The 22239-nt window shown below is 43.6% G+C and carries 22 protein-coding genes; 7 read left to right on the top strand and 15 right to left on the bottom strand.

The window, feature by feature from the left end; genetic code table 11:
• Nucleotides 1–218: 218 nt before the first annotated feature.
• The 8 genes from J7E37_RS13145 to asnB form a co-directional block, all read right to left on the bottom strand.
• A complete protein-coding gene (locus J7E37_RS13145) occupies nucleotides 219–1277 on the bottom strand; it encodes a tartrate dehydrogenase (protein ID WP_215024349.1) in 1059 nt (352 codons plus the stop codon).
• A 180-nt stretch (nucleotides 1278–1457) separates the two neighbouring features.
• Complete coding sequence (locus J7E37_RS13150) at nucleotides 1458–3428, bottom strand: TRAP transporter permease (protein WP_215024351.1); 1971 nt, start codon at nucleotides 3426–3428, stop codon at nucleotides 1458–1460.
• 57 nt (nucleotides 3429–3485) lie between these two features.
• Nucleotides 3486–4526: a TAXI family TRAP transporter solute-binding subunit gene (locus tag J7E37_RS13155; protein ID WP_215024353.1), complete on the bottom strand. Its 1041-nt coding sequence runs from the start codon at nucleotides 4524–4526 to the stop codon at nucleotides 3486–3488.
• 91 nt (nucleotides 4527–4617) lie between these two features.
• Nucleotides 4618–5676: a DctP family TRAP transporter solute-binding subunit gene (locus J7E37_RS13160; RefSeq protein ID WP_353050019.1), complete on the bottom strand. Its 1059-nt coding sequence runs from the start codon at nucleotides 5674–5676 to the stop codon at nucleotides 4618–4620.
• A 170-nt stretch (nucleotides 5677–5846) separates the two neighbouring features.
• Nucleotides 5847–6506, bottom strand: coding sequence for a response regulator (locus tag J7E37_RS13165; RefSeq protein ID WP_214776633.1), 660 nt, complete (start codon nucleotides 6504–6506; stop codon nucleotides 5847–5849).
• Complete coding sequence (locus tag J7E37_RS13170; RefSeq protein ID WP_251009653.1) at nucleotides 6484–8106, bottom strand: ATP-binding protein; 1623 nt, start codon at nucleotides 8104–8106, stop codon at nucleotides 6484–6486. Before J7E37_RS13170 ends, J7E37_RS13165 begins: the two co-directional genes overlap by 23 nt.
• A gap of 109 nt (nucleotides 8107–8215) precedes the next feature.
• On the bottom strand, nucleotides 8216–9292 hold the full coding sequence (locus tag J7E37_RS13175; protein WP_251009654.1) for an NAD(P)H-dependent flavin oxidoreductase: 1077 nt from the start codon (nucleotides 9290–9292) through the stop codon (nucleotides 8216–8218).
• Nucleotides 9293–9612: 320 nt separating this feature from the next.
• Entirely contained in the window at nucleotides 9613–11460 is a 1848-nt protein-coding gene (asnB, locus tag J7E37_RS13180; protein ID WP_215024357.1) for an asparagine synthase (glutamine-hydrolyzing), read from the bottom strand.
• Between the two features lie 181 nt (nucleotides 11461–11641).
• On the opposite strand from asnB, the gene J7E37_RS13185 reads away from it, so the two are divergent.
• Nucleotides 11642–12202, top strand: coding sequence for a DUF2777 domain-containing protein (locus J7E37_RS13185; RefSeq protein WP_215024359.1), 561 nt, complete (start codon nucleotides 11642–11644; stop codon nucleotides 12200–12202).
• Between the two features lie 36 nt (nucleotides 12203–12238).
• On the opposite strand, the gene J7E37_RS13190 is transcribed toward J7E37_RS13185, so the two are convergent.
• The 6 genes from J7E37_RS13190 to J7E37_RS13215 all read right to left on the bottom strand — a co-directional run bounded on the left by J7E37_RS13190 (nucleotide 12239) and on the right by J7E37_RS13215 (nucleotide 19418).
• Entirely contained in the window at nucleotides 12239–14278 is a 2040-nt protein-coding gene (locus tag J7E37_RS13190; protein ID WP_215024361.1) for a sensor domain-containing protein, read from the bottom strand.
• Between the two features lie 124 nt (nucleotides 14279–14402).
• Nucleotides 14403–14756, bottom strand: coding sequence for a YisL family protein (locus tag J7E37_RS13195; protein ID WP_214776637.1), 354 nt, complete (start codon nucleotides 14754–14756; stop codon nucleotides 14403–14405).
• Between the two features lie 83 nt (nucleotides 14757–14839).
• On the bottom strand, nucleotides 14840–15748 hold the full coding sequence (locus tag J7E37_RS13200; protein ID WP_215024363.1) for a fumarylacetoacetate hydrolase family protein: 909 nt from the start codon (nucleotides 15746–15748) through the stop codon (nucleotides 14840–14842).
• Between the two features lies 1 nt (nucleotide 15749).
• Entirely contained in the window at nucleotides 15750–16274 is a 525-nt protein-coding gene (locus J7E37_RS13205; RefSeq protein WP_214776639.1) for a DNA topology modulation protein, read from the bottom strand.
• Complete coding sequence (locus tag J7E37_RS13210; RefSeq protein ID WP_215024365.1) at nucleotides 16274–17458, bottom strand: DUF418 domain-containing protein; 1185 nt, start codon at nucleotides 17456–17458, stop codon at nucleotides 16274–16276. The genes J7E37_RS13205 and J7E37_RS13210 overlap by 1 nt, the downstream gene beginning before the upstream one ends.
• Nucleotides 17459–17825: 367 nt before the next feature.
• On the bottom strand, nucleotides 17826–19418 hold the full coding sequence (locus J7E37_RS13215; protein WP_215024367.1) for a long-chain-fatty-acid--CoA ligase: 1593 nt from the start codon (nucleotides 19416–19418) through the stop codon (nucleotides 17826–17828).
• Nucleotides 19419–19670: 252 nt separating this feature from the next.
• Here J7E37_RS13215 and J7E37_RS13220 point away from each other — a divergent pair, with 252 nt between their 5' ends.
• The 6 genes from J7E37_RS13220 (at nucleotide 19671) to J7E37_RS13245 (ending at nucleotide 21706) form a co-directional block, all read left to right on the top strand.
• The gene (locus tag J7E37_RS13220; protein ID WP_214776645.1) at nucleotides 19671–19892 is read left to right on the top strand and encodes a spore germination protein; all 222 of its coding nucleotides are present in this window, start codon (nucleotides 19671–19673) and stop codon (nucleotides 19890–19892) included.
• Between the two features lie 14 nt (nucleotides 19893–19906).
• Complete coding sequence (locus J7E37_RS13225) at nucleotides 19907–20161, top strand: spore germination protein GerPB (protein ID WP_214776647.1); 255 nt, start codon at nucleotides 19907–19909, stop codon at nucleotides 20159–20161.
• A 38-nt stretch (nucleotides 20162–20199) separates the two neighbouring features.
• Nucleotides 20200–20814 (top strand): spore germination protein GerPC, encoded by a 615-nt coding sequence (gerPC, locus tag J7E37_RS13230; protein ID WP_251009655.1) that lies wholly within the window; start codon nucleotides 20200–20202, stop codon nucleotides 20812–20814.
• Nucleotides 20814–20996 (top strand): spore gernimation protein GerPD, encoded by a 183-nt coding sequence (locus J7E37_RS13235; protein ID WP_214735407.1) that lies wholly within the window; start codon nucleotides 20814–20816, stop codon nucleotides 20994–20996. Before gerPC ends, J7E37_RS13235 begins: the two co-directional genes overlap by 1 nt.
• A 5-nt stretch (nucleotides 20997–21001) precedes the next feature.
• A complete protein-coding gene (locus J7E37_RS13240) occupies nucleotides 21002–21400 on the top strand; it encodes a spore germination protein GerPE (RefSeq protein WP_214776649.1) in 399 nt (132 codons plus the stop codon).
• 87 nt (nucleotides 21401–21487) lie between these two features.
• A complete protein-coding gene (locus J7E37_RS13245; protein ID WP_214776651.1) occupies nucleotides 21488–21706 on the top strand; it encodes a spore germination protein in 219 nt (72 codons plus the stop codon).
• Here J7E37_RS13245 and J7E37_RS13250 read toward each other — a convergent pair.
• Nucleotides 21703–22011: an HNH endonuclease gene (locus J7E37_RS13250; RefSeq protein WP_483297210.1), complete on the bottom strand. Its 309-nt coding sequence runs from the start codon at nucleotides 22009–22011 to the stop codon at nucleotides 21703–21705. The two genes, J7E37_RS13245 and J7E37_RS13250, sit on opposite strands and share 4 nt — an antisense overlap.
• Nucleotides 22012–22239: the final 228 nt, after the last annotated feature.

Raw genomic sequence — 22239 nt, forward strand, 5'->3', positions numbered from 1 at the left:
CTGCTGCATAAGGGTACGATTTGCCCTTAATTGTATCCTTATAGGAAGTGATGCTGCTGCATAAGGGTACGATTTGCCCTTAATTGTATCCTTATAGGAAGCGATGCTGCTGCATAAGGGTACGATTATCTCGCAAACATTTAATGTAATTAAAAACTCCCGACCAGAATGTTGAATTCCAGCCGGGAGTTTTTATTTTTCTGATCCGGTGTGCCCTTTTAATAGGTTAGGATCTTTGAATTAATATAGGTGATGACGTCTTGTGTATTTGAAGAACCGCCGATATCTCGTGTTTTTACACCTTCAGTAATTGTTTCTTCGATTGCACGGAGCAATAAAGTGCCGAGTTCATTCAGCCCAAGGTGGTCGAGCATCATTTTTGCGGTCCAAAGCTGCCCGATTGGATTTGCGATACCCCTGCCTACAATATCCGGCGCTGAGCCGTGGACAGGCTCAAACATAGACGGATATTTTCCAGTCAGATTGATATTCGCTGCAGGTGCGATGCCAATACTTCCCATGATCGCCGCTCCAAGATCGGTCAGGATATCGCCAAACAGGTTGCTGGCAACGATGACATCAAAATGGTGTGCCTTCGAAACTAAGAAGGCACATAAAGCATCAATATGATTGCTTTCCGTTTCAATCCCCGGGAACTCAGCACTGATTTCGTTGAATACCCCATCCCAGAAAGGCATGCTGTGGACTATTCCATTTGATTTGGTCGCACTCGTGACTCTGCCCTTTCTGGTCTGCGCCAGCTCAAAGGCATAGCGGATTGTCCTTTCCGACGCTTTACGGGTGAAAATCGCATTTTGGATCGCGATTTCATCTTCGCCGCTATGGATTCTCCCTCCGGATTCACTATACTCTCCTTCACTATTTTCACGGACGACAATAAAGTCAAAATGATTAGGTTCAGCAAGCGGGGATTTGATTCCCTCAATAAATTTTGCAGGCCTGATATTGATCACTTGCTCGCATTCACGGCGAATTTTAATCAGCAGGCCCCATAAAGAAATATGGTCAGGAACAAGCTGGGGATTACCGACCGCTCCGAGATAAATGGCATTTGTTTGCTTAAGCTGCTCAATTCCGTCTTCGGACATCATCCGGCCATGTTCAAGATAATACTCACAGCTCCACGGATGGGTTTGGTAATGGAACTTCACCCCGCCATGAAGGTCGGCGAGAGTGTCTAAGACTTGCAGTGTCGCAGGAACGATTTCCTTGCCGATTCCATCACCTGGTATTACGGATATATCTAGTTGGTTCATTTTATATCTCTCCCTACTATTCTTTATTTATGTAAAGTTATCTTCAGACTCGCTGCTGCAAGAGCAGGCTATCAGTTTATTTTCGCCATAACTCTAGCTTTCCACTAAAAATGTAAAAAAAAAATCAGGGAATTCCCACTAACCTGGACTCCCTGATTCCTCCATTCCCAATTTGCTATCCTAGACTGCCAGTGTGTTATCTGCCTCTTTTTTCACGATGATCAGCTGGACAGCAACAGCCGACGCAATGATCACAAGCGCGATTAAATCTGTCTTTAAGCCAGAATCAATTGATAGAAGGGAAGCAATGACTAGCAAAACCCTCGTAACCCAAATGGCGCGCCGTCCCGCGAACCATCCCTGGACGCTGGCTGAAAGCAGGTAAATTCCGATGGCTGCTGTAGTTACAGCAAGGGAGATTTCCATAAAGCTTCCTACCATCAATAATTGCGGACTGTAGATAAACATAAAAGGAACGATGAAGGCTGCAATTCCAAGCCTGAATGCTTCCACTCCCGTTTTCATCGGATCAGTGCCTGCAATTCCAGCTGCCGCATAGGCTGCAAGAGCGACTGGCGGTGTGATGGCTGACATGACAGCATAGTAGAAGACGAACATATGCGCAAACAGTGGTTCAATTCCCAGGTTAACCAATCCAGGTGCAACAACGGAAGCACCCACGGCATAGGCTGCTGTTGTCGGCATACCCATCCCGAGGAAAATCGCAATGAACATAGCGAACAAGAGAGCAAGGAATTCACTGTTTCCGGCCACTGAAAAGAGCATGGAGCTGAATCTTAGGCCAACCCCTGTCAAGGCGATTACCCCAACGATAATGCCGGCGGTGGCACAAACTGCTAATAGTTGAATTGTGTTTTTCATTCCAAGTTCTAACGCTTCCAGGACCTTCTTTAATCCCATTCTCGTTTCCTTGCGAACCCAGCTGATAGCAAGACAAGCCAGAATGCTGTATGTTCCCGACATGATAACAGAATATCCTTGCAGCAGCATCCCGATTAACAGGATGATTGGCACAAACAAATACGCCTTCTTTAAAATGCTTTTCAGACTCGGCAGATCTTTCCTTGAAATTCCCTTCATGCCCTTTTTGATTGCTTCGAAATCGACCATGAAATATACAGAAAGGAAGTATAATATTGCCGGAATTGTTGCTGCAATAACAATTTCGCTATAGCGGATCCCGGTAATTTCGGCCATCAGGAAAGCCCCCGCTCCCATGATTGGGATCATGATCTGTCCCCCAGCCGAAGCAGTTGCCTCTGTTGCTGCAGCAAATCGGCCATTATAACCTACTCGCTTCATCAAAGGAATCGTCAACGAACCGGTTGCAACCGCATTTCCTGCTGATGTACCATTCATCATTCCCATCAAACCACTGGAAATGACGGCTACTTTTGCCGGGCCTCCACGCATTCCTCCTGCAAGGGTAAAAGAAAAATCAATAAAGTAGCGCCCTACACCCGACATCTGCAAAAACGCTCCGAAAATAATAAAAAGCAAAATATATTTGGACGAAACGTCGAGCGTAACTCCGAATACACCGTCAAGACCATAAATATAGGTAGTAAAGCGTTCAATACTGTAGCCGCTATGGTTAAGGATGCTTGGAAGGTACGGACCGACGAAGGCATAGAGAATGAATATGCCTGCCAGAATCGGGAGCGTCCAGCCACTTGTCCTCCTTGTAAGTTCAAGGACCAGCAATATTCCTGCCAATGCTATGATAAAGTCCATTGTTGTCGGCAGGACGCCGAATCGGAAAAGTAATTGTTTTAAATTCATATATATATAGATAAAGATGCCGATGCTTGCCAGGATAAGGACCCAATCGACAATATGAATCTTTTCATTCGCTTTCTTCCACCCTGGGAAGAGCATGAAGCCAAGAACTGCTCCGAAAAGTAAATGGGCGCTTCTGAATAGCCATGGATCAATCGGGTTAAAGTTTAAAATATATAAATGGAACAGCGCACCAATTACAGCAATCGAGGTGAAAAGGGTCTTAGTCCAGCCAGTGAACCTTCGTGCCTCGGTGGCACTTTCGACCTGTTCCTCCTCTTCAGCTTCTTCGAGCATTTCAAGGACGGGCTTATTGATCAATTCGGTTTGTTCTGTTTTTTCCTTGCTCATTTTTACACCAACCTTCTTAAATACACCTATCCCCATAAGAGGGGATAGGTTAGTATTCTACTTTTTATTCATTTCTGGCGGATAGACTGATTTCGGCAGTTCAATTCCTTTTTCCTCGTAATACTTAATTGCCCCTGGGTGAAGCGGAACATCTTTATTAATCTTTATCGCTTCTTCTACAGCTTCTTCCATTGATACATGGGTTTTTACAAGCATGTCATGATTTTCATGATAAGCCTTTACCAGGTCATAAACAAAGTCCTGATTGGCATCCTTACGCACAATTCCAAAGTTGAACATGGCAATTGTCTCGATGTCTTTATCCAGTGTTGTATATGTGTCGGCAGGAATCGTGAACGGGAAGAAGTATGGGAACTTTTCTGTGACCTTATCCCTCATTTCCCCATCGATCCCAAAGAAATTGATTTTCCTTTGAACTTCGATTTCAGATACAGCAGAAATAGGAATACCTGCTGCATATCCGATGATGTCAAGCTGGCCATCCATCTGTTGGGAAGCCATGTCACTTGCGCCAGCCTGCACGTTATCAGTATCCAATCCCAAAACATCATGGATTAATGGAACGTAGGTTCCGGAAGTCCCCCCAGCCGGTCCAACACCAACACGTTGACCTTTAATATCTTCAAGTTTCTTAACCCCTGACTCTTCCAACGCCCACCAATGAATCGGTGTGGTATACATTGGGAAAACAATCCGGACATCCTCCATCTTGTTTCCGCCAGTCCATTCCCCGGTTCCTGTATACCCTTCATAAGCCGGACCAAGTGTTACCATTCCGATATCCTGTTCACCCGCCTGGGTTAATTGCATATTATGGACAGGTCCCCCTGTTACTTCAACATTAGCTGTAATATCCAGCTTTTGTTCTAATAATGAGGCTAAGCCTCCACCAACAATGAAATAAGTGCCTCCCTGTGAAGCAGTTCCAATTTTAACGGTCTTTGGATAATCCTGATATTTGATTTCAGCTGCTTCACCGCTCGTCTCGCTGCTTCCTCCATTTCCGCAGGCTGATGTCAAAACTATTGACAATCCAGCAACTGCAGCGATCGCTTTCTTTTTCCAATTAAAATTCATTGTATTTCCCCCTTAAAATTGTTTACTATTTGGCTCTGAAGACATTTTGCTGGCGAATTAGCATTAACCTATCCTATAACAGAGCCTGAGGTTAGTGTTCTGCCCCTTTGTTCCTCGGAAGCTGTTTTATAAAATCTGCTCCAAACCGATTGATGAATCTCTGGTAAATCGGTTTGAAAGCTTCTTCCCATAATTCTTTTTCTTCTTCTGATAAATAGTGGATTTCAACACATCCACAATCCTTCAACTCTTGTAAACTCTCATCATTCAACTTCCTGGCCATCTTCTTTTCCCAGGCAGTAACCTCCTTAATGGATTCCTGGAGGATTTGCTGCACATCTTCAGGCAACTGGTCCCAGAATTCTTTTTTCAACAATACGACATACCCGAGATAACCATGATTGCTGACTGTCATATGCTTCTGTTGGGAATGGATTCCTTTGCTGACAATGTTGGAGTATGTATTTTCCTGGCCATCGATCTCGTTTTTCTCCAGTAATTGATAGACCTCATTGAAAGAATTGGATTGTATTTCTGCTTTCAGTTCTAGAAATTGCTGCCTGATTATCTCACTTGGCATGATTCGGAACCTTAATCCTCGGAAATCTTCAGGCTGGATGAGCGGCTTTGATATATTGGTCATTTGCTTGAATCCATTTTCCCACATGCCCAATGGATAAAAACCTTCCCTCTCAAGCCCTTTCAATAATTTGTCCCCGACATTCCCGTCAAGATACTCTTGGACCTCATCGGTGTCCTGAAATGCAAAAGGTAAGTCAAGAGCTTGCCATTCAGGCACAGAGGAACTGATTTTGGCTGTTGCAGGAGCAATCATCTGGATATCACCTCTTAGCAGCGCATCGATTTCCTCTCCATCCTTATAAAGATAACCATTGGGGAATACCTGGACCTCGACATACCCTTTTGATTTCTCTTTGACTAGGCTGGCAAACTTCCTGGCAGCCATTCCTTTTGGAGTTTTTTCCCCGACGATATGAGAAAACCGGATGACGATTCTCTCTTCCTTGCTAAGCTGCTCGTGATCAACAGCCACTTTCTGTGTTTGACAAGATGACAAAGTTAGTAAAAGCAGTGGGAATACCATAATTAAAATCATTCTTGGCTTTGTCCGGAAAAGGTAATGGATCACTGGTTCAACTTGCCCCTTCCTCCATCCATGGCAAAACATTGACATTTTGATGAAATTTTTTTGTCCATATTTTGATAATTCAAATTATAAAGCGCTTCCATTACGTCAACAAGAAAAAGACCATAATGGTCTTTTTGGTCTTTTTGGTCTTAAAATATAAGAGGTTTAAATTAAATAAAATAATAATGGCTTGGCCGTCCAACACTTCCATATTGGACATGCACCCTGATCTTCTTAGATTGTACGAGATACTCCAAATATCTTCTTACCGTTACCCGTGCCATCCCCATGACGGATGCAAGGCTTTCGGACGTAACGGGTTCGTTCTGTTCCATCAATGCTAATAAAATCTGCTTCAGTGTTTTTTCACTTAGGCCTTTTGGCAAGTATTCTGCCTGTCCATGCATTTGTTTGAATTCGTCGATGTCTTCCTGCTTCAAGCTGGGTGAAGCATTTAATTTATTCCACATTTTCTCGTATGCCTCGAGCGCCGATTTGAATCGGTCAAAACGGAAGGGTTTCACCAGATAATCAACCGCACCTAACCGAAAAAAATCATGGATGGTCGGGGCATCCCTTGCTGCAGTGATCATGATGACATCCGTTGGAATATTCTGTTCTCGTATAGATTTCATTACTTCCATTCCGGATAAGTCCGGTAAAAACATATCGAGAAGCACCAAATCAGGCTTTAGCTCTTGAATCTCTTTGACTGCTTCTGCTCCCAAGGCGGCTGAACCGCATAATTGGAATAAGGGTAGCCTTTTCAGGAATCCAATATTCACATCAAGAACCATTGGATCGTCTTCAACTATAAAAACTTTTATCATTCTCTCCCCTTCTTTCCACTTCAATGGTTATTTCTGCCCCTTTGTTGATTTCGGATACTATTTCGACCTTTCCTCCCTGAGTCTCGACAATCTGCTTGACAAGCGCGAGACCAATCCCTCTGCCTTCCTTGGCCTTAGTGCTAAAACCATATGTGAAAAGATTTTTCCGGTCTTCAGCCCTGATGCCCTTCCCTTTGTCCCGTACCATAATCATCAAATGATTTTCATCACCCTGGAGAAAGCATTCGACGATTTTATTCTTTTCTTGAGGCGAATAAGCCTCAAAGGCATTTTCAATCAAATTTCCCACGATTGTGATTATATCGCCTGGACTGAAACCATCCAAAAGCTGATGAAGATAACTTCGTCTGTCAAAATGAAACTGGATTCCAAGCTCCCGAGCCCTTGCCCTTTTGCCTAAAAGCAAGCCCGAAATAGAATAGTCCGATATTGAATCCTTCAGAAATTGGATCATATCCTCTTCATCAGTTGTTTCATCAATTATAATATTGAGGGCTTCTTCGGTCCTTTCCAATTGAATTAACCCTGCAATGCTATGCAGCTTATTCATATATTCGTGATTCTGAGCCCTTAAGGCATCCACCAGCGTCTTCACCCCTGTAAGCTCTTCAGCCAGACGGTTGGCTTCAGTCTTGTCCACCATTGTAATGAATGAGCCAGCCGGCCGACCATTAACATAAATCGGATAGAGAGATACAAGGTAAATTTTATTAAATATATTCATGCTCCGATTTACGATTTGCATGGACTGAGTGTTATGGAGGGCTTTTGATATACTATCATTTAAATTAGGAAGAAGCTCTGTCAGGCCATTGTCCCTGGTTATTTCTTTTTCTGAGTCATTAAACATGTATTCTTTAGCCAGCCGATTCATAAAAGTTATTTTCCCGTTTTCATCAGCAGCGATGATTCCCATATCCATTGCCTGCATAACTGCAGAACGTTCCTCGGCCAGCCTGGCAATTTCATAGGGTTCCAGATTAAAAGTTTGCTTCTTAATATTATTTGCCAGGAACAAAGAACCGACCAGACCAATCATCAATCCCCATATGAGCGAAAGGAAGATATCATTTTGATACTGGCCTACAAGAGAATGGAAAGTTGGAGTAAGAATCCCGACAACGGCTACCCCGACCTGGACAACTCCTTCCTCATCCATAATCGGGACAAAAGCCCTTACCGAATTACCCAATGTCCCTTTCGCTTTTGAAACATATTCATGTTCTGACAATGATGCCTTCTCATCCCCACCGACAAACTCCTTGCCAATAAGGCTTTCAGATGGATGTGAGTACCGGATACGGTGCATATCTATGATCACAATGTAGTCTACATTGGTAGCCAGCCTTGTCCGTTCCGCAAACGGCTGGATAATAGTTTCCCCACCTGGCTTTCCGACATTATTTCGGATACTGGGCATTTGTGCAACTGTTCTAGCTATGGCTGTCGCCCGCTCACCCAGCTCTTTCTGAAAAGCATCCGAAATACTGTAAACCATGATTAATCCGCTAGTAAAAATAGAGCCTGAAACCACAAGAAAAGACATAATTAACATTTTAGTCCTTAAACTCATTCTCATAAAAAGCCATCCTTTAGATGAACAAAATTCCTAGGTATCCTGGACGATGGCGGTTCTGAAATGCCCCTTGTCCATTACTTTAGCTGAAAACTCTAACGGCATCTGCAAATCAAAATGATGCCTTTGTTTCCTCAGCCTGAGAAACGATATCTCTGATCAGCTCTTTAACGGTTTGGTCCTTTGCCAGCCCTGGGCTTTGCCCTGACCAAAGCGACATGAACCGGCTGTCATTCCCTGAGGCTGCCGCCTTCCTTATTTGGGTGGTCAATATATTTTGAACTGGATAATCAGGAATGTGAACCTGACTTTCTTCGATATCTTTAATGAACTGATTCTTGATTCCTCTGGCCCATTTACCGGAAAAAGCTCGGGTCAGTACGGTATCTGTATCAGTTGCCTGGAGAACTGCTTCTTTGTAAACTTTGTGGGCACCGCTCTCTCTGCAGGTGAGGAAAGCTGTTCCCATCTGCACTCCCTTTGCCCCCAAACAGAGTGAGGCTATAACCCCTTTCGCATTCATGATCCCTCCGGCAGCAATTACTGGTATTGATACCTTTTCTGTTAGCTGGGGAATCAGCGACATTGTTCCTATTAGATGGTCACCGCCATCTTCCGAAAAAGTTCCTCGATGTCCGCCCGCTTCACTTCCCTGCCCGACGACGATGTCCATGCCTGCATTTTCATTTATCACTGCTTCATTTAAGCTTGTGGCCGTTCCAACGAGGATGATTCCCTCCCTTTTCAACTTGGAGATGACCTCTTCAGAAGGTATGCCAAAGGTAAAGGAGCAGACAGGGACTTTTTCTCCGATTATGACGTCGAGCAGCTGAGCGAATTTAACATGATCCACCTTCGACTCTGGAAGGACCGGGACTTCTTCCTTTATATTCAACTCATCACGAAAAGGCTGGAGTCTGTTATAGGCCAAGTCGAAATCAAACTTTGAAATTCGAAAATCGCCCGGAATAAACAAATTCACTCCATATGGCTTGTCCGTCAACTTCTTGATTTCCTTTATTTGACTCGTCAACTGGCCTGGTTCCATATATCCTGCACCGACCATCCCAAGGCCGCCAGCGTTTGATACCGATGCCACCAGTTCCGGGGTTGTCACCCCTCCTGCCATTGGTGCTTGTATGATTGGGTATTCAATATTCAATAACTTCGTCACCCTGTTATCCCACAAGTTATAGAACCCTCCTTTTTTCGCTGTTCTTCCCATCTAGGCTCAATCTATGCATTCCTACTCCGTAATCGCTTTCTCATCATTCCATAAACAAATCCCATGGGCTCATCCGGCTCATTTCCCCTGCAGCTATCTCTCAAGTATTCCTTACTGTTTATTTTACAGAATTTTTCGATACATAAAAGCTAATTTTGTCATTTTATAAAATTGATCATCAATTCATCTGGAAAAGCCACACTTCCGAAAAGAGGACGTGGCATTAGCCAGATGTCTATAATTATTAAAAATTGAAGCAAGCCCATTTTTTCGGGCTTGCTTTTTTAGTCTGCTATATTAATATTATAATCCCTGAACCAGATATGAATTTGTGCTAACTGAGCCAACAGCTGCGGACCGGTCATCAGTTGGCCGAACCATGGCACTTTGAAGGACGCGCCCTCGGTCTCAATCATTTTTTGCAGTGTGGCCCTGTCAAAGAATTCATGCAGCGCGCTGTTCGAATCGGCCATGAAATCTGAAAGCATTCCCTGAACAGCATGGGTATAAGCCGGATGGTGAGTCTTCGGATATGGACTCTTTTTCCGGTACAAAACTTCATCAGGCAACGTGCCCTCCAATGCTTTGCGCAGGATTCCTTTTTCCCTGTTGCCGTGCATCTTCATTTCCCATGGGATGTTCCAGACATATTCGACAAGGCGGTGGTCGGCGAAAGGCACCCTCACTTCGAGGCTCGCCCCCATGCTCATCCGGTCCTTGCGGTCTAAAAGTGTCGTCATGAACCAGATGATATTCAAATAGAATAATTGTCTCCGCTTGGCATCGCTATGGTTCTCCCCATCAAGCACTGGAACCTCTGCAATTGTATCGTTGTATTTTGCCATCATATACTCTTCAAGACTCAACTTCTTCCGCCAGTGGTCCCTCAGCATGTTTTGACGCTCATTAATCGACCTCATCCAAGGGAACCCTGGTCTATTCAAATCTTCCTCTCTGTGGAACCATGGATAGCCTCCAAAGATCTCATCTGCACATTCACCTGAAAGTCCTACCGTAAAATCCTGTTTGATTTCACGGCAGAACCAGAGGAGCGAGGAATCGATGTCTGCCATTCCCGGCAGGTCCCGGACATGAACAGCTTCTGTCAGAAAGTCTGCCAGATCATGCTGTGAAATAATACTGTTATGATGGACAGTGCCGTATGTTTCCGTCATTTTATTGATCCAAAAGGTATCTGCGTTTGGCTGGAATTCATTTTCCTTGAAATATCTGTCATTGCCTTCGTAATCGATAGAATACGTATGAAGGCTTCCTTTTCCCTCCGACTTGTAATGGTTAGCAGCAATGGCGGTAATTGCGCTTGAATCCAAGCCCCCTGAGAGGAAGGTGCACAGTGGCACATCTGAAACAAGCTGTCTGGTGACGGCATCCGTAAATAAATCACGTACCTTTTCAGCTGTTTCTTCAAGGCTATCAGTGTGTTCCTCACTCTTCACGTTCCAATATCTCCAGATTTTCAGTCCATTTTTTGAAAAAATCAATCCATGGCCCGGCCGAAGCTCCTTCATGTTTTTAAAGATGCCTGCCCCGGGAGAACGGGATGGCCCAAGCCCAAACACCTCACAAAGTCCTTCCCTGCCTACCTCAGTCTTCACATCTGGATGCGCAAGCAGCGCCTTTTGTTCAGAAGCAAACATAAGACCAGATGCTGTTTCCAGGAAAAATAACGGCTTCACGCCAAGCCTGTCGCGGCCGATGAACAGCTGTTCCTGCTGGTGATCCCATACAGCAAAGGCAAAAATCCCATTTAAATGTTCCAGGCAGTTTTCTTTCCATTCCATGAAAGAAGTCAGCAAAACCTCTGTATCAGAATGACCGCTAAAAGAATATCCTTTTAATAGCAGTGCTTTTCTGAGGTCTTCCGTATTATAAAGTTCTCCGTTATAACAAATGGTATAACGGTTATCTCCTTGTGTTCTGGTCATTGGCTGTTTGCCGCCCTCAGGATCGACAACTACCAGCCTTTTATGACCCAGCCCAGCATGCCCCGAAGTCCATATATTTGTATCGTCGGGACCTCTTTTACTTAAAGTTTCCGCCATCTTTGCCATGGTCTCACGTTCATGATCCAAATTTTTACGATAATCTACCCAGCCAGTTATTCCACACATTTTTTCATCATTCCTTTCAGCGGAACTTTTTGATTGCATAAAGCACTTGACCATTGCTTAAGCATTACTCATCTTATGCAAATACATCTCAACTGGTTAATTGCCTATCTTTTAGAACATGTTATAAATTCGCCAAAATCTGTCTACAAAGAAGGTGAGCGATAATTAACGGAGGATCCAAATGAATCGACAACAACGAAGCAATCTAATTGAATTCCAGCCGCGCGCATTTAATGCCGGGACAGTAGAATATATTAATTCACAATGGGTTTTCTTTGATGAAGAAACAGAAGAGGCTGCACTCATCGATGAATTCATCCATCAAGAGGTTGAAGTGCAGAGAAACCATAAATGGTGCAAAGGTTTTTTGCTGGATAACGGCAGCATTCAAACCGGCAACGAAAAAATCACTTTGCAGGATCAGGAAATGATCAGAATCAGGAAACAGCTGATCTATTCGTTCGAGCGTTTGCTTGATGAGCTTAATGATGAAGCGTTTGTCCAATTTATCATTACATTGAATTCGCTCAATTTTTCAATCTATGATTGCATCTATTGTTACAACCATCTGACCTTCCTTGATCACGAACAAGGGGTTTCAGGAGTCAATTTTTTGATTCTTGATAATGAAGAATACATCTGCAGTGTCCAGCACCATTTTGATTACTTCGAAACACAAAATGACAGATTCGAATTGACTTTGAACAACGGGAAACGGACCGTCATCGAGAGAATTTCGTAAAGAAAAGAGCCAGCACAATTGTGCAGGCTCTGATTTTTATCTTATCGTATATTCCACTTTTTCCATTGTCCTGAATCCTTTTTCAAAGGCAGCAATGTCCAGGGGTTTCTCAATGTAATAGCCTTGTGCATAATGGCAGTCCATATCTCGCAAAAGATTCAGCTGTTCATGCGTTTCGACACCCTCGGCAACAATCTTCACGGAAAGTCCCTGTCCCATTGTAATAATTGCCTTGACGATTGCAATATCAGATGGGTCGTCATGGAGATTATTGATAAAAGATTGATCGATTTTCAGCGTATCGATCGGTAAATTTCGCAAATAACTTAACGAGGAATATCCGGTGCCGAAATCATCAATCGAAACCTTTACCCCGAGCTCCTGCAACGATTTCATAACCGAAATGCTGTAGACTATATCTTTCAGCATGGCGCTCTCTGTGAGTTCCAGGGAAAGGTATCCTGGGGCAAGCTGCGAAACCTTCAGCGCATCGATCACCTGACCTATAAAACCGTGCTGCTGGAACTGGTAAGCTGATACATTCACCGAGATTCCGAGATTGGGGAAGCCATTCTGCTGCCAGGCTTTTGTCTGGACACAGGCGGTTGTCAGCACCCACGCACCAATCTCCTCAATTAACCCTGTTTCCTCTGCGAGAGGAATGAACTGTGCCGGCGATACAAGGCCAAGATGAGGATGCTGCCAGCGGATGAGGGCTTCTGTGCAGGTAATCTCCCCAGACTTCAAGTCCATTAGCGGCTGGTAGCAGAGATAGAATTCATCTTTTTGAAGCGCTTTTCTTAAATAGCTTTCAAGCTCAAGCCGAACCATGGCCTGATCGTTCATTCCAGTTGAGAAGTAAGTAATCCTATTTCCGCCCTGGTTTTTTGAACGGTTCATCGCAATATCAGCATTCTTCAGCAGTACATGTTCATCTAGACCATCTCCTGGAAAGGAGCTGATGCCGATGCTCGCTGTGACGATGAACTCTTGATTTTGATAAGACATAGGCATTGAAATCAGATTTTGCAGTTCCCTGGCTATTCTTGTCGTCTGATCGATACTGACATTCTCTGTCAGCATCAGGGTGAACTTATCACCGCTGAACCTGCCAAGATAAGCTCCTGCCGGGAGTCGGTCCAGGATCCTTTCCGCCAGCTCCTTTAAGACAATATCACCAGCGTAATGTCCCAGACTGTCATTAATGATCTTGAAACGGTCAATATCAATGACAAGTACGGCAAGCAGTTCTTTCTTATGCTTGGCGCGGTGGAGCATCTCTTCAAGCTGTTCGGTAAATCTCATTCTGTTCGGCAGCCCAGTATCCTGGTCGTAATAGGCGAGCTGAATGATCTTTTCCTCTGTTTTCTTCTGTTCCGTTATATTCCGCCCTATTCCATATGTTCCTACACAAGCCCCATTAACCGTAATGGGAATATTTTTGATTTGAAAGATCTGCGCTTCGCCGCTCTTGATTGGGATTTCTATTGTATAGGTTTGATCTTTCCCTTTGAGAGCCTGAATGAAATGCATTTTGGCACGGTGTACATCTTCCTTGTTGATAAAGTCGAGTGCGGACCTGCCGATAAGTTCATCTTCTGTATAGCCGAAGGTTTTCATGAATGCCTGATTGATACTTGTGAAATTTCCTGCCAGATCTGTTGAATAGACAAAATCTCCATTGTTGTCAAACAATGAACGATAGTATTGCTCGGACACTTTGAGGCTTTCGTTAAGGTGAAGGATATCTTGCTGGGAGATTTCTACTAGATTGTTCAAGGTATTGATCGTGTACTGATCTTGAAGAATAGGATTGAGTTCATGTTTATCAAAAACAGTAATTGTGATGAAATACTTTTTTTCTTCCATGAAGCTGTTCCCGGCTTCACAGCTCAACACTGTTGAGGCGGGAAGCTGCTTTTTAAGCGTCCGTTCCAATTGCTGAAGCTTTTCTTTTTCACTTTGGCTGAAAAAGATCTGTACCAGCAGATTGCGGTGTTCTTTGAATGAATTGCCCTCTATAAAGCTATTAAGTTGTCGTTCATTTTCGTAAAAGCAGCTTTTTGTCGTAGCCATTGCATTCTCCAATTTTTATATTTCTCCAATAACCCTTATAACTTAAATTATCATATTTCTTTGGGTTAAGATATGACAAAAAAAGAAAAAACTGCCTATGAAGACAGCTTTCTTTCGACAAATATTAGAACATATCTGTTCCAAGCGGAAGTGAAAAACCTAAATACAGTACAAGCAGAACTGCGACAACAAATTGAACCCACAATACAGACGCTTTTTCGTTCTTTCTCGTACGGATTAATATCATTTCCAGCATGGCGATGACCCACAGGCCTACTGCCGCTTTCAGCACATACATCAGGTTGATATTGATGCTGAACAGAAGCCAGAAACCAGTCAATAGAATCAGCACGTAAAATAATCTAAGGACCATCTGGACAATTTTCGCGCCCTTTTCCTTACCGCTTTTATGTAGACCAAGTGCTACAAAGAATAAAACCAAAGCCAAAAACCAGGCTGTCATATGGGCATGGATCATGTACCCGTCCTCCTAATAGTAAATTCTAAAATATCATATCATAACGGCGCCAAAAAAACTAAAATTAACCGACCAGGCTTAAGTTAGCCCTCCACCTTGTTGCGTAATGTCCCAATTCCTTCAACAGTAATTTCAACGGTATCTCCTGCCTTCAGGAACCTTGGCGGCTTGAAGCCTTTGCCTACGCCTGCTGGTGTTCCGGTTGCAATGATATCCCCTGGCTCAAGTGTCATTCCCTGGGAGAGCACTGCAATGATTTCTTCTACCGGAAAAATGAAGTTTTCCGTATTGGAATCCTGTCTTGCTTCTCCATTTACGGTTGTCTTTATATCCAGATTATTTGGATTTGCGAGTGCTGATTTATGGACAATCCATGGTCCCATCGGGCAGGTTGTATCAAGGCTTTTCCCGATGAAAAACTGCTTGTGCTTCGCCTGCAGGTCACGGGCTGTCACATCATTCACGATTGTATAGCCAAACACATAATCCAATGCCTCTTCCCTTTTAATCGCCTTGCCTTTCCTGCCAATGATGACTGCCAGCTCGCCTTCATAGTCCAATTGCTCTGTCAATTCGCTGTGCGCAAGGATATTCTGATCGTGGGCAATAACGGTGGTAGGTGCCTTTGTGAAGACCATGACATGTTCAGGAATATCATCCTTGCTGCCCATTTCGATCGCATGCTCGGCGTAATTTTTACCGACACAGAAAATATTCTTGGCCGGGCGTGGAATCGGCGCAAGCAGTTCCACCGATTCTAACGGGATGTATAGCTCGCTGTCGAGATTGTTCGCTCTTACCCATTGAATTGTTTTTTCCGCTTCCTGATAAAAAACTTCACCATGTGTAATGGCTTCAATCATGTTAGACGGGAGATTATTTTCACCACCCATTTTTTCATAGGCATCCAAAAGCGGCAGAACGCGACTGCCATCTGAATGAACGATTCCAATAAACTGACCAGATTCATTTTTATATGTAGCGAATTTCATGTTAACGTCCTCCTTTAATAGACTGCTCTTCTATGAATTTGTTTGTTTCACGAGGATTTGTAAAATGGTATATTTCTTTTCCTTGAAGCTTGAATTCTTCTAACTTGGCAATAATTCCAGGAGCTTTTTCACGCTTGTATTTTGCGACCCACTTGATAAAATCCCAATCAAGTCTCTCCGGGCAGCCTTCATTCATATCCGGCCTTGTCCTGCCATGGTACATGATTCTCCTTTTGAAAACTCCATACAGGCACCTTGGAGCAGAATAATCAAGGAAGATGATGGTGTCAGCTGCTTGTGCCCGCATATCAATCGTGCTGCCGTAGTTGCCATCCATGATCCATGAATCTTTTTCAATCACTTGCTTGATGAGTGTTTCCCACTCATTCTTTGCAGTCATTTCCCAGCCCGGTTTCCAGTACAATGCATCAAGATGATACACCTTTATGTTGCGTATTTCTCCCAGCTTCCGGGAAAGTGTCGATTTCCCTGCGCCTCCGCAGCCGATAATGATGACCTTCTCCATCAGGTTTCTCCTTTTTTAAAACGCTGCTTTTTCAAATAGGTGCCACTCCGCCACAGCCATTCTACCGGCCCATAGTAAAACCTTTTGACCCACCAGCTGCTAAATGCCAATTGCATTATGTAAATGATCAGCGCCAGCATTGATCCAGAGAAAATGGACAAATCCCCGTAGTACCCTAGTCCATAACTATAAAAAATCAGTGTCGAAACGATGGACTGGATCAGGTAATTGCTGATGGAGAGCCTGCCGGCAGCCTCCATCGGGTAGAAGAACCTGTCAAATTGTTTTAGCTCAGAAGCGAGCGCAATAATTAATGCATAAGCCATCGCGATCAATACACCGCCAAAAACATCCTGCAAATAATCCGTCATCATCGTTTTGCCAAACAGGTACGGAATTGCTTTTATCAACAGGCCAAGGGCTGCGAATGCAGCCGCAGCGACTGCAATCTTACCTCTTTTATTACGTACATTTTCAAACAATTTCAGCTTTGCCGCTCCAGCTCCTATCATGAACAAAGGAAGAATTGTGATCAAATATAAGAACAACCCCACAAGGTTATTATTTTTATACCATTCAGTTATTCTATAATGTGTCACTTCTGTATAGCTGCCCGTTTGATAGATGGTTATCGACTGCTCTGCAGCTTGTGCGTCATACATTGAAAATCCCTCTCCGCCATCAACAACTGATGCTGCACCGAGCATCAACAACAGGAGGATGTTTGGAACTATGTATAAACCCAATCCGGCAATAAAAAGCCTCTTCGCACTCCACCCAATAAACAGAAGGAAAACAAAACCGCAGATTGCATAAGTTATGAGAATATCACCTGGCCAGATCAAGAATGCATGGATGATACCAATCAACAAAAGGATTGAAAGTCTTCTTAAAGCAAGAGGGTTAAAGCTTAACCCTTTTTCAAGCGTGCGTTCTCTTAAAATAACCAGACCATATCCGAACAGCATCGAAAACAGCGGGTAAAAGCTGGCCTGGATAATTATATCAATGAACCGGTATGTAAATAAATTTTCGCTTCCACCCCACCATGTCTCTGGATCAATATAAAAATACGGCGAATGGAATGAAATCATATTTACGAGAAAAATACCCAATAATGAAAAGCCCCGCATCCGGTCAATTGAAATAACCCTATTTCCGGATACCTGTCCGTTAATCTCCATTTTCTCCCTCTTTCCATCCTAATAGTTAACATCTAATCTATGTATATCACACAATAAAACAACATGCCAAAGGTAACTGAACAAAAAGCGCAAGCGCCTTGGTCAGCCCCGACAAGCGCTGGAGGGCTGACCGGTGTAGTCGTTCTTTGACTTCATTGGGCGGACCGAAGCGACTCGAGGGGCTAGGCGCTGGAGCTGGATTAAGAAAAAACATGTAATATTTACAACTAAATTATTATATAAATTCCTACCAAACTAAATGTGCAGAAGCACCCCCGCTGCAGCTGTACCAATCTCAAAGTGTATATAAATTCTTGTACTACAATAAAAAAAAGGATGCCAATAGCAAGGCATCCCCCCAGGCCTATTAGTTTACAAATCTGCCAGTCTTTCCATTGCTTTCCCAATATTCGTTACGCAAATGAACTTTCTGGATTTTCCCGGAAGCCGTTTTCGGCAGTTCTTTTACAAAAGTCACTCCTGTAATTGCTTTGAAATGGGCAAGCTTTTCTCTGGAAAAAGCAATGAGTTCCTGTTCTGTGACTTGCTCATTTTCTCGCAGCACAATATAGGCATGCGGAGTCTCACCCCATTTTTCATGAGGAACGGCAATGACTGCCGCTTCAAGGACCGACGGATGATCATACAAGACACCCTCGACTTCGATGGAGGAAATATTTTCGCCGCCACTGATGATAACATCTTTCTTGCGGTCGACGATATCAATGTTACCGTATCCATCGACGGTTGCCATGTCCCCGGTATGAAGCCAGCCATTACGGATCGTTTCCATCGTCGCCTCTTCATTTTTCCAGTAGCCTTTCATGACTCCATTGCTTCGGGTTATAACTTCTCCAATTTCCCTGCCATCATGGGCAACTTCTTCCCCATGCTCATTCACGACTTTTACCTGGCTGCCAATCATGGATACGCCTGCTTTTGCTTTCATTCGGTATTGTTCATTCAAAGGCAGCTTCTTCAAATGCGACCTGATCGTTGAAATCGTGCTTAACGGTGAGGATTCCGTCATCCCGTACACCTGGATGAACTCCCAGCCCAGTTCTTTTTCCACCCGGGTGACGAAAGCCGGCGGCGGTGCAGAACCAGCGATGACTACCCGTACCTGCTGTTCGATGGTCGGGACATTCTTTTCAAAATACTGCAGCAGCGCATTCAACACAGTTGGAGCCATATGCATGACGCTGACTTTATGTTTTTCCAGCGCGTTGAAAATTGTCTCGGGCGTCGTTTTTCGCAGACATACTTGTGAAGCGCCGTTCGCTGTGTAATAAAATGGCGATCCCCAGCCATTGACATGGAACATTGGCAGGACATGCAGGAGGACATCCTCATCGCTGACTCGTAAATGGTGCATCGTGCTCAGCGCGTGGAGATAATTATTCCGGTGAGTGAGCATGACTCCTTTTGGATTTCCGGTCGTACCGCTTGTATACAGGAGACTGCAGACATCATTTTCTTCGATTTCTTCACGTTTAAAAGTTTCAGCAGATTGCTGTGAAAGCCATTCGTCATAATTGATTTCATCCAGGCTATTTTCCTTGTAATGGACAATAATATGCTGAACGCTTTCGAGCTGATCCTTGATTGGCTGGATCAAATGATATAAATCCTGGTCCACGAACAAAACCTTTGATTCACTGTGGTTAAGGATGAACAAATAATCATCAGGCTTCAGGCGGATGTTCAATGGGACCATGACTCCGCCCAGCTGGAATACACCATAAAAACCTTCAAGCATCTCAATCGAATTTGGTGCAAGATAGGCAATCCGGTCGCCTTTGCACACCCCCAGCTTTCTTAAACCATCGGAAAGTCTGTTCACCCTATCATTCAACTCAGAATATGTAAGTGCCCGATCTTCGGAAAAAATGGCTTTCGTATCGCCGTATAGTGACACCGCACGATCTAGAAACTGGTTCAAAAGCAATGGAACGTTCATAATCTGCCTCCTGTAGAATAATTTTATAATTCTAAATATATAAATATATTAACATATTACTCCACCTGTTATATAACTTTTTAACTGTTATATAACATGTATTTTCTCTAAGGCTTTGCTGCAAAACTCTTGTATCAATCCCTGATGACCATTGATTGTGAAAAGAACCTGTTAAACCGAATAGGCATTTTAATCACATTCTGCTTCTGGGCACATAGGATAATAGAGAAATCTTATTAAAGGGTGTTGCTTATGCCAGCAATTGTTGGAGTCGCACAGGTCATTTCCATTGGGAACAGCTCCGTTTTCCATATAGGCGATGTTTACAGGATAAGCCCGGTTTCCAATGCAAAAACATTTTCCGGAGCTGGCTCATTCAATACCGGAGATGGATTGACCGTGTACAATAACCAGAGCTCAACGAATACCTATGATCAGGATGCCGTCGATCAAGGAAACTATCTGAATGTATAATGCGGGTGAGTCGAATGAATTTTTATATACAACAATCCATCAAAATCAACCTTCTGAGGATTGATGGAATCACAAACTCTTCTGTACTGCAAATTGGCAGTGCAGGAATGATCAAGCCAGTTTCCTATCTTTATAACACCGGTGGATTTACAGCTCCTGCGCCAGAGGCGGTCCACCCCACAGAAATCAGCACTGGCATGGGAGATATGCCAGGCGGTACACTTGAAGCCCCTGCAGTCCCTTTGCAGGCCCCTGTTCCACGTAGTTAGGGATGTTTTAAAAATCGGCCGATTCGAGGTGATTCATTTTGAATGCGGAATTTTATCATTATATAAAGAAGCTGCATTTATATGTGGAGCACCAGAGCAGAAAGACTGCAAGATTGGAGGAAATGATTTCCGAACTGCAGCAGGAAATTGCTGCACTGAAGGAGCGGCCTCCGGTTCAAATCGGAAATATCGAGTATAAGTTCGACCAGTTAAAAGTGGAAACCCTTGAGGGAACTTTAAATATTGGTTTAAACCCAACGGACATGGATGGAATTGACGATTTTACCGTAGATCAAAAGGCTGTGAATGTACCGATTCCGCCAAAGCAGTTATTTAAAAGGACAATCGAGATTGAAACAGCAATAGACCAATATCTAGAATCGGAACTGGAGAACATTTACCGAGGTGCCCAGGCGGAGCTGGGAATCAGTGTAGATGATTCCTATTTCGAGTTTATAAAAAATGATATCAAAAAACAGTTGTCTGGCAGAGTGGCTCAGCATTTAAAAGAACAATCCTCGAATGAAAGAGGTACGGAACTTAGCCCTCAGCTGAATGAACGGGTGATTGATTTGATTAAGCAGGAAATCCAGAATGGTGTATTCCTGTTCCTGAAAAACCTGCCGGATAATGTAAAGGAAGGACGTTCTTAATGAATTTCCAAGTTTATAACCGTGATATTTGTGTCGGCGACATCAGGATCATAGGTGTTTCAAGTTCCTCGCTGCTGATGGTTGGGGATGCTGATACAATCCAGCTGGCAGCAACCTTTGATACACCTGCAGAGTCGTTGATTGTCGGTCCATTTGTCCCTCTGTCGCCGGATATATCGTGATCGCTATGCTTCGGAGAATAACATGTGTTGATCACATAAAAATTGACTCGGTATCCTTCTCCTCGATTTTCCAAATAGGTGATTCGCAACAAATACAGGCGGTTTCCAGGGCTTTGGCCGTACAAAGAGAGGCTGAGATATTTTTTGATAATGAAGGGAATTACAACGTCTATCCAATTTTTTCAGAAACAATCCCATTTCAACCAGCAGAAGAAGAAAGTGTTATTTTCTCTTCCCAGAACCTCAACCCTGTATTGAAGGTTCGGAACATTGATATCCTGGGAACCTCTTCCTCGTCTTTAGTGCATCTTGGAAACAGCCACAATATTTCCATGGAAGCCCGGGTTAAGCATATACGTCAGCTTTTGCCCCGTAATAACAACTCAAGTGGGGAAGGCATATAGATTTAGTATGGAGTTTCTAGTCTATATCCGGTTTTACGACGGCAATGAGCATAAATAACTAAACAAAAGCAGAAAAGGATGTTTTCAATGCCAGCAATAATAGGTCCTGTGCAAATATTGAATGTAGGCGGCGGGACGGTGCAGTTTGGCGACACGCTGTTCATCTCGCCAAAAAGCAATTCAAAAACAGTCGCTGGGCAGGGTGGATTCAATACTGGAGGATTTATCGTCACATATAATGGATTAAGCGCCAGCAATGTCCTTGATGCCAACTTGATTGACCAGCCGACTGTGGGAAATAACTAGTGTTTATTTCTTTTTCGCGCATTAGATTTTGAAATTTTCGGCAGCCTTGTAGAAGGCTGCTTTTTTATCCATTTCAAAAATTTCCCCAATTCAGGATGGGAGCGAAGACGCTCAATTGTGTTCAAATCCGCTGCAAGCTCATCATTCGTGAACAGAGCATGAATCTGTTTATGGCAAGGGATGCACAGATCGGCAGTTGGCATGAAAGTGCCTCCCAGTTCTTTAGGAACCAGATGGTGAATGGTCACCTCAACATCCTGCCTGCCGCATAATTCGCATGTGCCGGACTTCTTTTTCTTTGCCACTCGGGTGATCCCACCTATCAGAATGAATTTTGGCATAAAGTGCTTTCTTTGAAAAAAAAGTTTCTTTACTCTTAAAATCTTTTTACCTTGGTAGGTGCACCATTACACACGGGTTTTTACGGTTTTGGATCCAATATATATTGGTTCATCTTTTCTGAGTAACCTATAGGCTCTTTTCTATCGGACACTTTTCTCTTTCTTCGCCTTACGTTTGTCCAATACAGCCCT

It is taken from the genome of Bacillus sp. ISL-39, assembly GCF_018613295.1.
Classification (GTDB): domain Bacteria; phylum Bacillota; class Bacilli; order Bacillales; family Cytobacillaceae; genus Mesobacillus.